Source organism: Streptomyces sp. NPDC058052 (genome assembly GCF_042885515.1).
GTDB lineage: Bacteria > Actinomycetota > Actinomycetes > Streptomycetales > Streptomycetaceae > Streptomyces.
Genome location: NZ_JBHVRX010000043.1, coordinates 1 through 12,667 on the forward strand (window position 1 = coordinate 1; position 12,667 = coordinate 12,667).

Below are 12,667 nucleotides of genomic sequence, written 5' to 3' on the forward strand. Positions count from 1 at the left end.
ACTTTTCAAAGACCAATCCGGAATCCGCCATGCTTATTGGTCTGGGGCGCTGGGATTTGTTTATAAGACACCGCCCCTGTCCGGACCTGAGACTGTGCGGCCGGCGCCTCCTGGTGGAGGCGCCGGCCGTTCGCGGTCTCAGCTCGGGTCCGGTTCCCTCAGGCGCATCGTCAGGATGGCCATGTCGTCCGAGGCGGGGGCGTGGGCGAAACGCTCGACGGCGCGGAGGATGCGGCCGCCGACGGCGCCGGCCGTCAGGCCCGTACACGTCCTGAGGGCGTCGGCGAGACCGTCGTCGCCCAGCATGCGGGTGCCCTCGCGGCGCTCGGTGACGCCGTCCGTCACGCAGAGGAGGACGTCACCGGGGTCGAGGGTGAAGGTCTCCTCGTACAGCTCCAGGTCCTCCATCACGCCCAGCAGCGGCTGGGGTTCGGCGGCCGGGGTGACCGTGCCGTCGGGGCGGAGACGCAGCGGGAGCGGGTGGCCGGCGCACACGACCTTCAGGATCGCCGAGCCGTCCGGCTGCGGGCGGAGCTCGCCGTAGAGGAGGGTCAGGAAGCGGCTGCGGGCGCCCTCGTCGAGGATGGCCGCGTTCAGGCGCTCCAGGACGGCCGGGCCGCCGAAGCCCTCGCGGGCCAGCAGGCGCAGCGCGTGCCGGGCGAGGCCCGTGACGGCCGCGGCCTCCGGGCCCGTGCCGCAGACGTCGCCGATGGCGAAGCCGTACACGTCGTCCCGGATGGGGAAGACGTCGTAGAAGTCGCCGCCGACCTCGTTCCCCTCGCCGGCCGCGCGGTAGATGACGTCCACCTCGACGCCGGGGATCTGGGGGAGCCCCGGCGGGAGGAGGCTGCGCTGGAGGGACTGGCTGATGGCGTTGCGCTCCGAGTACAGGCGCGCGTTGTCCAGGGCCAGGGCGGCCCGGCGCGAGAGGTCCTCGGCGAGCTCCAGGATCTCCTGGCGGAAGTGGTCCTCGGCCGGGCGGCCCAGGGTCAGCATGCCGATCACCCGGTTGCGGGCGACCAGGGGCAGGACGACCGTCTCGCCCGCGACCGCGCCGGCCGTGGCCAGGGCGGTGTCGATGCCGGACGAGAGCGGGCTGCCCAGATGCTCCAGCTCGCGGGCCGAGGCGGCCAGCGCGGCCCGGTGGGCGGCGTCGCCCGGGGCCGTCCAGAGCCGGGCGCCGGGGGACGGCACCGGGTCGGGCGGGGAGATGGAGCCCAGCAGGGCCTTCAGGCCGTCGATGCGGTCCTCGTCCTCGTGGAGCACGTACGACAGGTACGGGTCCGAGGTCGGGTCGGCGATCGTGTACACCGCGCACCAGGTGGCCAGGGTCGGGACCGTCATCTGGGCCATCAGGGCCAGCGTCTGGTCGCGGTCGAGGGTGCCGGCCAGCAGGTCGGACGCCTCGACGAGGAAGCTGAGGGAGCCGCGGCGGAGCCGCTCCAGCTCGCCCAGGCGGGCCGACTCGACGGCCAGGGCGATGCGGTCGGCGGCGAACTGGAGGCGGAGGGCCTCCTCGTTCGAATAGCGGTTGGCGGCCTCGGCGGCGACGCCGAGGGAGCCGGTGAGGCGGCCCTCCACCTTGAGGGGCACCGTGACGACCGAGCGCATGCCGGTGCCTTCGAGGAGGGGCACGGCACCGGGGACGGCGGCCAGGTCCTCGTGGACCGCGGGCATGCGGGCGGAGCCGTACCGGCTGGCGCCCGTCTCCACCGGGACGCGGGCGAAGCGCTGGCGGGCCGCCGGGAGGCCGGTCGTCGCCCGGACCTCCAGCTCCGTCTCGTCGTCGGTGGCCAGGAGGAGGAAGGCGGAGTCGCCGTCGAGCATGTCCCGGGCCCGCTCGACCGTGCGCTGGAGCAGGCCGTCCAGGTCGTCGGGGGCGGGGGAGCCGATGAAGACCTCGAAGGGGTCCGTGGCGCGGCTCTCCGCGCCGGGGTCGGCGGCCGGGCGCTGCGGGGTCTGGAGGACCGCGCGCTCGTCCTCGCGCACCAGGAGGCAGACGGTGGAGGGTTCGCCCGAGGCGTCGCGGACCCGCAGGTGGGAGGCGTACACGGGGATGACACGGCCGTCGGAGCGGCGGAGCCCGTAACTGCCCTCCCAGCGGGAGAGCCGGAGGGCCTCGGCGAGGCCGGTGCCGATGCCGGGGGTGTGCGGCCAGGCGGCGAGGTCGCCGAGCGGCTTGCCGGTGACCTGCTCGGAGGCGTACCCGAAGAGGTCTTCGGCGTCCTCGTTCCACGAGGTGATCGAGCCGCCCTGGTCGATCTGGACGACGGCGACGCGGACGCGGCTGTCGGCGACCGGGAGGAGGGCGTCGGGGAGGACCGGGCCGGCCGAGCGGGTGCCGACCGGGCGCTGGGGGAGGTCGAGGTGGAACCAGACGTGCTTGCGGGTGGGGGAGTAGTCGACGCCCCAGCGGTCGGCGAGGGCGGCGCACAGGAGCAGGCCGCGGCCGTTCTCCCGGTCCGGGCTCGCGATGCCGCGGCCGCTCTGGACCGGGATCTCGCGCTCCGGGTAGCGGTCGGCGACCTCGACGCGGACGCTGTCCTCGGAGCGCAGGCACAGGACGTCCGCGGCGGTGCCGGCGTGCACCACGGCGTTGGTGACCAGCTCGCTGGTGAGGACGACGGCGTCGTCCACGAGCTCCGGGTGGCCCCAGCCCTGGAGGGTGTCCCGGACGAAGGCCCGGGCGGCGGCGACGGACCGTCCGACGGGGTCGAAGGTGGCAGTCGCCCGCGCGGTGATCACAGCACTCCTCGTACGCGTCTCGACGCCCGGCTCTGCCATGCTCGGTCTGCCCCTCCCGCTGCCCGGTGGTCGTACGCGCTCCACACCGCCCCCGCCGGGCGGACCGGGGCGGCTGGACAGCCGGATGCCAGGTTACTTACCTTCGCCGTCCCCGCGGATGCCGGTCTCCGCTGTTTCCGCCCTCCGGGGGTGGGGACGTTGTGCGAAGCTGCCGAACTGTTATCGCCTGGTTCGGTCGCGGTGAAACACTGGGCATGCTTCGGCGGGAGCCGGAGCGGAACGGTCGAACCCCTTTCGGGAGGGACACGGTGGAGTCTGGCACGGCGGCGCGACGCGGCGGCGGCAGCGGTACGCGCGCGAGAGGCGGGCGTTCCCGTGGGGGGACGGTGCAGGTGGACGTGGCCGCGCTGGAGCGGTTGCTGTCCGCGCTCGTGTCCATGCGCGACGGAAATCTGCGGAGGCGGCTGACCGTCTCCGGCGACGGGGTGATGGCCGAGATCGCGGCCGTCTTCAACGAGGTCGCGGACCGGCAGATGCACGTCACCGGCGAGCTGTCGCGGGTGCGGCGGGTGGTCGGACGCGAGGGCAAGCTGTCCGAGCGGCTGGAGGCGGGGGCCACCGAGGGCGCCTGGGCGGCCGCGATCGAGGCGGCCAACGCGCTCGTCGACGACCTCGCGCGGCCGGTGTCCGAGGTGAGCCGGGTGCTGACGGCGGTCGCCGAGGGCGACCTCGAACAGCGGATGGACCTGCGTTCGGAGGGTTCCGACGGGACGGTGCGGCCGCTCCGCGGGGAGTTCCTGAAGGTCGCGCGTACCGTCAACCATCTCGTGGACCAGCTGTCGGTCTTCGCGTCCGAGGTGACGCGGGTGGCCGTCGAGGTGGGCACCGAGGGCATCCTCGGAGGTCAGGCGCACGTGCGGGGCGTGTCCGGGTCCTGGAAGGACCTCACGGACTCCGTCAACACGATGGCGAACCAGCTGACGGCGCAGGTGCGGGACATCGCGCTGGTGACGACGGCGGTGGCCAACGGCGACCTGTCGCAGAAGGTCACGGCGAACGTGGCCGGCGAGATGCTCTCGCTGAAGAACACCGTGAACACGATGGTGGACCAGCTGTCGTCGTTCTCGTCCGAGGTGACCCGGGTCGCCCGCGAGGTGGGCACCGAGGGCGAGCTCGGCGGTCAGGCCGAGGTCGCCGGGGTCGCCGGCGTGTGGAAGGACCTGACCGACTCCGTCAACACGATGGCGGGCAACCTCACCAATCAGGTGAGAGGGATCGCGGAGGTGACGACGGCGGTCGCCAACGGTGACCTGTCGCAGAAGGTCACCGTGAGCGCGCGCGGCGAGATCGCCCAACTCGCCGACACCATCAACCAGATGACGGATACGCTGCGGACCTTCGCCGACGAGGTGACCCGCGTCTCGGGCGAGGTCGGCGCGGAGGGTCTGCTCGGCGGTCAGGCGCAGGTGCCGGGCGCGGCGGGCACCTGGAAGGACCTGACGGACTCGGTCAACACCGTCTTCCGGAACATCACCACCCAGGTGCGGGACATCGCGCAGGTGACGACGGCGGTGGCGAACGGCGATCTGTCGCAGAAGGTCACGGTGGACGTGGCCGGCGAGATGCTGGAGCTGAAGAACACCGTCAACACGATGGTGGACCAGCTGTCCGCCTTCGGTTCCGAGGTGACCCGGGTGGCCCGGGAGGTCGGTGTCGAGGGCCGGCTCGGCGGTCAGGCGCAGGTCCAGGGCGCGGCCGGTACCTGGAAGGACCTCACCGACTCGGTGAACACGGCCTTCCACAACCTCACCGGCCAGGTGCGGGACATCGCGCAGGTGACGACGGCGGTGGCGAACGGTGATCTGTCGCAGAAGGTCACCGTGGACGTGGCCGGCGAGATGCTGGAGCTGAAGAACACCGTCAACACGATGGTGTCGCAGCTGTCGTCCTTCGCCGACCAGGTCACCCGGATGGCGCGGGACGTGGGCACCGAGGGCCGGCTGGGCGGTCAGGCGCGGGTGGACGGGGTCTCCGGACGCTGGCGCGAGCTGACCGACTCCGTGAACTTCATGGCCGGCAACCTGACCTCCCAGGTGCGGCAGATCGCGCAGGTGACCACGGCCGTGGCGCGCGGCGACCTGTCGCAGAAGATCGACGTGGACGCCCGGGGCGAGATCCTGGAGCTGAAGAACACCATCAACACGATGGTCGACCAGCTCTCCGCCTTCGCCGACCAGGTGACCCGGGTGGCCCGTGAGGTGGGCACCGAGGGCCGGCTGGGCGGTCAGGCGCAGGTGCCGGGCGTCGCCGGCGTGTGGCGCGACCTGACCGACTCGGTGAACAGCATGGCCGGGAACCTGACGGCCCAGGTGCGGAACATCGCGCAGGTCGCCACCGCGGTCGCCCGCGGCGACCTGTCGCAGACCATCGACGTGGACGCCCGGGGCGAGATCCTGGAGCTGAAGAACACCCTCAACACGATGGTGGACCAGCTGTCGTCCTTCGCCGACCAGGTGACCCGGGTGGCCCGCGAGGTGGGCACCGAGGGCATCCTCGGCGGCCAGGCCGAGGTGCAGGGGGTCTCCGGCACCTGGAAGGACCTCACCCAGTCGGTGAACTTCATGGCGAACAACCTGACCTTCCAGGTCCGGAACATCGCCGAGGTCACCACCGCGGTCGCCCGCGGCGACCTGTCGAAGAAGATCACGGTCGACGCCAAGGGCGAGATCCTGGAGCTCGTCACCACCGTGAACACGATGGTGGACCAGCTGTCGAACTTCGCCGACGAGGTGACCCGGGTGGCCCGTGAGGTGGGCACCGAGGGCATCCTCGGCGGTCAGGCCCGGGTGCGCGGCGTCACCGGCATCTGGAAGGACCTGAGCGACAACGTCAACCTGATGGCCAACAACCTGACCAGCCAGGTGCGGAACATCGCGCGGGTCTCCTCGGCGGTCGCCAACGGCGATCTCACGAAGAAGGTCACCGTCGAGGCCCGCGGCGAGGTCGCCGAGCTCGCCGAGACCGTCAACACGATGGTGACGACGCTGTCCGCGTTCGCCGACGAGGTGACCCGGGTGGCCCGTGAGGTGGGCACCGACGGCATCCTCGGCGGCCAGGCCCGGGTGCCCGGCGGTTCCGGCACCTGGAAGGACCTCACCGACTCGGTGAACAGCATGGCCGACAACCTGACGGGTCAGGTGCGGCAGATCGCGGCGGTCACCACCGCCATCGCCAAGGGCGACCTCACCCGGAAGATCGACATCGACGCCCGGGGCGAGATCCAGGAGCTGAAGAACACCATCAACACGATGGTCGACCAGCTGTCGAACTTCGCCGAGGAGGTCACCCGCGTGGCCCGCGAGGTGGGCACCGACGGGCAGCTCGGCGGCCAGGCGCGGGTGCGGGACGTGGAGGGCACCTGGAGCGACCTCACCCTCTCCGTGAACGAGATGGCCGGGAACCTCACCCGGCAGGTGCGGGCCATCGCGGCCGTCGCCACCGCGGTGACCCGCGGCGACCTCAACGTCAAGATCGACGGCGTGGACGCGGCGGGCGAGATCCAGGCGCTGCAGGACAACATCAACACGATGATCGCCAACCTGCGCGACACCACCCTCGCCAACGACGAGCAGGACTGGCTCAAGTCCAACCTGGCCCGCATCTCCGGCCTCATGCAGGGCCGCCGGGACCTCGACGACGTCGCCTCGCTCATCATGAGCGAGCTGACGCCGGTGGTCTCCGCCCAGCACGGCGCCTTCTTCGTGGCGACGCCGATCGGCTCCGCCAACCACGACACCGAACTCGTCGGCGAGGGCGGCGGCTCGTACGAGCTGCGGATGCGCGGGAGTTACGGATACTCCGCCGGCTCCATGCCGACCTCCTTCCGCCCCGGCGAGACCCTCATCGGGACGGCGGCGGAGGAGAAGCGGACCATCCAGGTCAACGTGCCGCCGGGCTACCTCAAGATCTCGTCCGGGCTCGGCGAGGCCGCGCCCGCGCACGTGATCGTGCTGCCCGTCCTCTTCGAGGGGAAGGTCCTCGGCGTCATCGAGCTGGCCTCCTTCCAGCCGTTCACGCAGATCCAGCGGGACTTCCTCAACCAGATCGCCGAACTGATCGCGACCACGGTCAACACCATCAGCGTCAACACCAAGACCGAGGTGCTGCTCCAGCAGTCGCAGGAGCTGACCGAGCAGCTCAAGGAGCGGTCGGCGGAGCTGGAGCACCGGCAGAAGGAGCTCCAGAACTCCAACGCGGAGCTGGAGGACAAGGCCGAGCTGCTGGCCCGCCAGAACCGGGACATCGAGGTCAAGAACACCGAGATCGAGGAGGCCCGGCAGGTCCTGGAGGAGCGCGCCGAGCAGCTCGCCGTCTCCATGCGCTACAAGTCCGAGTTCCTCGCCAACATGTCGCACGAGCTGCGCACCCCGCTCAACTCGCTGCTCATCCTGGCCAAGCTGCTCGCGGACAACGCGGAGACCAACCTCACGCCGAAGCAGGTCGAGTTCGCCGAGACCATCCACGGCGCCGGTTCCGACCTGCTCCAGCTCATCAACGACATCCTCGACCTGTCGAAGGTCGAGGCGGGCAAGATGGACGTCTCCCCGACCCGGATCGCCCTCGTCCAGCTCGTCGACTACGTGGAGGCGACCTTCCGGCCGCTCACCGCGGAGAAGGGCCTGGACTTCTCGGTCCGGGTCTCGCCCGAGCTGCCGGCCACCCTCCACACCGACGAGCAGCGGCTCCTCCAGGTGCTGCGCAACCTGCTGTCCAACGCGGTGAAGTTCACCGACTCCGGCGCGGTCGAGTTGGTGATCCGGCCGGCCGGCGCGGACGTGCCGCAGTCCATCCGGGAGCAGCTCCTGGAGGCCGGCTCGCTGCGCGACGCGGACGCCGATCTGATCGCCTTCTCGGTCACCGACACCGGCATCGGCATCGCGGCCAGCAAGATGCGGGTCATCTTCGAGGCGTTCAAGCAGGCCGACGGCACCACCAGCCGCAAGTACGGCGGTACGGGTCTGGGCCTGTCGATCAGCCGGGAGATCGCGCGGCTGCTGGGCGGTGAGATCTTCGCGGCGAGCGAGCCCGGCCGCGGCTCCACCTTCACCCTCTACCTGCCGCTGAACCCGACGGAGGTGCCGCCGCACGGGTACGGGCAGGGCGAGTCGGACGACCCGCGGGAGACGGCCGAGGAGGGGCCGGCCGGGCACCCCTTCCCGCACTTCCCGCCCTCTCCGGTACGGAGCGAGGCGCGGTCGGGGGCCGGGGCGCTCTTCCGGCACCGGCGCAAGGCGGGGCCCGCGGGCGAGAAGCCGGGCACGGCCGGCGCGGCCGGCTCGGGCGGCTCGGGCGGCGGCCGGGGCGCGGTGCCCGGGCAGCCGGGTCCGCAGGTGCTGCCGGACGCCTTCGGGGAGATCGCCGGGGCGGAGGCGGAGGAGGCCGCGGCGCCGCGGCGCACCTTCTCCTTCTCCGGCGAGAAGGTCCTCATCGTCGACGACGACATCCGGAACGTCTTCGCGCTCACCAGCGTGCTGGAGCAGCACGGGCTCGCGGTGCTGTACGCGGAGAACGGGCGGGAGGGGATCGAGGTCCTGGAGCAGAACGACGACGTGACGGTCGTTCTGATGGACATCATGATGCCGGAGATGGACGGGTACGCGACGACGACCGCGATCCGGCGGATGCCGCAGTTCGCCGGGCTGCCGATCATCGCGCTCACCGCGAAGGCGATGAAGGGGGACCGGGAGAAGGCGATCGAGTCGGGAGCCTCCGACTACGTCACCAAGCCGGTCGACCCGGACTACCTGCTGTCCGTCATGGAGCAGTGGATGAGCGGGGCGTGACGCCCTGCCCTCCGGTGCCGGACCCCGTGCGGGGTCCGGCACCGGACGGCGTACTGTCGCCGTCGGAGTGTGAGACCGTCCGGGACGGGGAACCTTCTCGACCCGCGCCCCGTTTCCGAACTGTGCACAGTGACATCGCGGTGACAGGGTGTGGCGACGCGCGGGGTGCGGCTACGATGACCGGCACAGGGACGGACGGCGCCAGGAAGCCGTCCTCCGGGGCGGCGCCCGGTGCTTCCCCCGGTTCCGGCAGCGGTTCCGGAAGCCGGGTCGAGCCGTTGCCGGGACGAGGAGGACGGGGCATGGTGCAGAAGGCCAAGATCCTCCTGGTCGATGACCGGCCGGAGAATCTGCTGGCGCTGGAGGCCATTCTCTCCGCGCTCGATCAGACGCTGGTGCGGGCATCGTCCGGGGAGGAAGCGCTCAAGGCGCTGCTGACGGACGACTTCGCGGTCATCCTGCTCGACGTCCAGATGCCCGGCATGGACGGCTTCGAGACCGCCGCGCACATCAAGCGCCGCGAGCGGACCCGGGACATCCCGATCATCTTCCTCACCGCGATCAACCACGGCCCGCACCACACCTTCCGCGGGTACGCGGCCGGCGCGGTCGACTACATCTCCAAGCCGTTCGACCCGTGGGTGCTGCGCGCGAAGGTCTCGGTCTTCGTCGAGCTCTACATGAAGAACTGCAAGCTGCGCGAGCAGGCCGCCCTGCTGCGGCTCCAGTTGGAGGGCGGCGGCGAGGGCGGCCAGGGCAAGGAGGCCGCGGGGCTGCTCGCCGAGCTGTCCGCCCGGCTCGCCGCCGTCGAGGAGCAGGCCGAGGCGCTGTCCAAGCAGCTCGACGACGAGTCCGCCGACGCGGCCGCCGTCGCCACCGCCGCCCATCTGGAGCGCAAGCTCACCGGACTGCGGCGGGCGCTGGACGCGCTGGAGCCGGGCACCGGCGGTGCGCCCTCGCTGCCCGCGCAGAGCTGACCTCCGGCAGGGCCGAGCCGGTCCTCGCGCGAGGCCGGGCCGGCGCCCTCGACGCGGGGTCCGAGGCTCCGTCAGCGGGCGGCCGGGTCGGGTGACCGGTCGTCAGCTCCGTGCCGGGGCAAGGGCGACACGTTCGGGTGAGGCGGACAGCCCGGCCGCTCACCGGTAACCTCAGCACCATGGCTTCACGTACGTCCGGCAAGGGTTCCCAGGGCACCGCACCATCGCGCGCCGGCCGGACGACGGGCGCCGCGAAGAAGGCGGCCGCCAAGTCCGCGGCGAAGTCCCCGGGCAAGCCGCCCGCGAAGAAGACGGCGGCCAAGAAGGCCGCGCCCGCCAAGCGGGCGCCCGCGAAGAAGGCCGCGGCGAAGCGGCCCGCACGCCGGCCGGCGCCGTCCCCGACCGGGGGCGTGTACAAGGTGGCGCGCGGGGCCGCGCACGGCGTCGGCGCGATGTTCCGGGGGATAGGGCGCGGTGCCAAGGGGCTGGACCCCGTCCACCGCAAGGACGGGCTGGCCCTGCTGCTGTTCGCCGCCGCGCTGATCGTCGCCGCCGGCACCTGGTCGCATCTGGACAACCCGGTCGGTGATCTCGTCGAGATGCTGGTCACCGGCGCCTTCGGCCGGCTCGACCTGCTCGTTCCGCTGCTGCTCGGCGCCGTCTCCTTCCGGCTCTTCTGCTATCCGGAGCGGCCCGAGGCCAACGGCCGGATCGTGATCGGGCTCTCCGCCCTCGTCATCGGTGTCCTCGGGCAGGTCCACATCGCCTGCGGTTCGCCCGGCCGGGACGCCGGTTCCGAGGCCATGCAGGACGCGGGCGGGCTGATCGGCTGGGCCTCGTCGCAGCCGCTGGTCTTCATGACGGGGGAGGCGCTGGCCGTCCCGCTGCTGGTGCTGCTCACGCTCTTCGGACTGCTCGTCGTCACCGCCACCCCGGTCAACGCGATCCCGCAGCGGCTGCGCGGGCTCGGCGTCCGGCTCGGTCTGCTCGAACCCGCGTACGAGGAGGCCGTCGAGGAATACGCGGAGGCGGATCCGTACGAGGACGACCGGCGGGAGGCGCCGCCGCGCGCCGCCCGGCCGGTCCGGCGCCGCACCGGCGGTCCGGCCGACCCGTACGACGTGGACCGGGCCGAGGCGGAGGCGCTGGAGCGGCGCGGGCGCACGGCCCGGCCCCGTACGGCCACCCCCGACCACGAGCACGGGCTGGACCCGGTCGACGTGGCCGCGGCCGCGGCGGCCGCGCTGGACGGCGCGGTGCTCAACGGCATGCCGCCGTCGCCGCTGGTCGCCGACCTGACCAAGGACGTGACCGCCGAGCGCGACGCGGCGCTCGCCGAAGGGGTCGGCCGGGCGGCGGACGAGGCCACCGGGCCCGTACCGCCCCTGCCGAAGGTTCCGCCGAACGTGCCGACCGCGCGGGGCGGGGCGAAGCGGCCCGCGGGAGGCCCCGTACCCGATCTGACCAAGCCGGCGCCCGATCCGACCGACCTGCCGCCCCGGGCCGAGCAGCTCCAGCTCGCCGGGGACATCAGCTACGCGCTGCCCTCGCTCGACCTGCTGGAGCGGGGCGGGCCGGGGAAGACCCGGTCGGCGGCGAACGACGCCGTCGTCGACGCGCTGTCGAACGTCTTCACCGAGTTCAAGGTGGACGCGGCGGTCACCGGGTTCACCCGCGGTCCGACGGTCACCCGGTACGAGGTCGAGCTCGGGCCCGCCGTGAAGGTCGAGAAGATCACCGCCCTGACGAAGAACATCGCCTACGCGGTGGCCTCGCCGGACGTGCGGATCATCTCGCCGATCCCCGGCAAGTCCGCCGTCGGCATCGAGATCCCGAACAGCGACCGGGAGATGGTGAACCTCGGGGACGTGCTGCGGCTCGCGGCCGCGGCCGAGGACGACCACCCGATGCTGGTGGCGCTCGGCAAGAACGTCGAGGGCGGCTACGAGATGGCCAACCTGGCGAAGATGCCGCACGTCCTCGTCGCGGGCGCCACCGGCTCCGGCAAGTCCTCGTGCATCAACTGCCTGATCACGTCGATCATGATAAGGGCGACCCCCGAGGACGTCCGGATGGTGCTCGTCGACCCCAAGCGGGTCGAGCTGACCGCGTACGAGGGCATCCCGCACCTGATCACCCCGATCATCACCAACCCCAAGCGGGCCGCCGAGGCCCTCCAGTGGGTGGTGAAGGAGATGGACCTCCGCTACGACGACCTGGCGGCCTTCGGCTTCCGGCACATCGACGACTTCAACCAGGCCATCCGCGACGGCAAGGTGCAGCTGCCGCCGGGCAGCGAGCGCGAGCTCAAGACCTACCCGTACCTCCTGGTCATCGTCGACGAGCTGGCCGACCTGATGATGGTGGCGCCCCGGGACGTCGAGGACGCCATCGTCCGCATCACCCAGCTGGCCCGCGCGGCCGGCATCCACCTGGTGCTCGCCACCCAGCGGCCCTCGGTGGACGTCGTCACCGGTCTGATCAAGGCGAACGTGCCGTCCCGGCTCGCCTTCGCGACCTCCTCGCTCGCCGACAGCCGGGTCATCCTCGACCAGCCCGGCGCCGAGAAGCTCATCGGCAAGGGCGACGGCCTCTTCCTGCCGATGGGCGCGAACAAGCCGGTCCGCATGCAGGGCGCCTTCGTCACCGAGGCCGAGGTCGCGGCCGTGGTGCAGCACTGCAAGGACCAGATGACGCCGGTCTTCCGGGACGACGTCACCGTCGGCACCAAGCAGAAGAAGGAGATCGACGAGGAGATCGGCGACGACCTCGACCTGCTGTGCCAGGCGGCCGAGCTGGTCGTCTCGACGCAGTTCGGCTCGACCTCGATGCTCCAGCGGAAGCTGCGGGTGGGCTTCGCGAAGGCCGGCCGGCTGATGGACCTGATGGAGTCGCGGAGCATCGTGGGCCCGAGCGAGGGCTCCAAGGCGCGGGACGTGCTCGTCAAGCCGGACGAGCTGGACGGGGTGCTCGCGGTGATCCGCGGCGAGTCGGGGGAGTGACCGGGCGGGAGGCGTGGGGCGGCGGGGGCGGGGTACCCGTTCGAGACCGGGCCGAGACTCACTCGTAAGGGAACCGGGGGCAACCGTTTCCCCTGGCCGT

The 12,667-nt window shown here is 72.0% G+C and carries 4 protein-coding genes; 3 read left to right on the top strand and 1 reads right to left on the bottom strand.

From position 1 onward, the window contains the following. Window positions 1-138 precede the first annotated feature (138 nt). On the bottom strand, window positions 139-2,784 hold the full coding sequence (locus ACFVU3_RS35875; protein ID WP_390072974.1) for a SpoIIE family protein phosphatase: 2,646 nt from the start codon (window positions 2,782-2,784) through the stop codon (window positions 139-141). Window positions 2,785-3,053: 269 nt separating this feature from the next. On the opposite strand from ACFVU3_RS35875, the gene ACFVU3_RS35880 reads away from it, so the two are divergent. From ACFVU3_RS35880 to ACFVU3_RS35890, 3 genes are all read left to right on the top strand, one after another. Continuing rightward, window positions 3,054-8,588, top strand: coding sequence for a HAMP domain-containing protein (locus tag ACFVU3_RS35880; RefSeq protein WP_390072975.1), 5,535 nt, complete (start codon window positions 3,054-3,056; stop codon window positions 8,586-8,588). A 302-nt stretch (window positions 8,589-8,890) separates the two neighbouring features. Further along, window positions 8,891-9,565, top strand: a complete 675-nt coding sequence (locus tag ACFVU3_RS35885; RefSeq protein WP_031015299.1) for a two-component system response regulator — start codon at window positions 8,891-8,893, stop codon at window positions 9,563-9,565. A gap of 179 nt (window positions 9,566-9,744) precedes the next feature. Further along, entirely contained in the window at window positions 9,745-12,567 is a 2,823-nt protein-coding gene (locus ACFVU3_RS35890) for a DNA translocase FtsK (RefSeq protein WP_390072976.1), read from the top strand. Window positions 12,568-12,667: the final 100 nt, after the last annotated feature.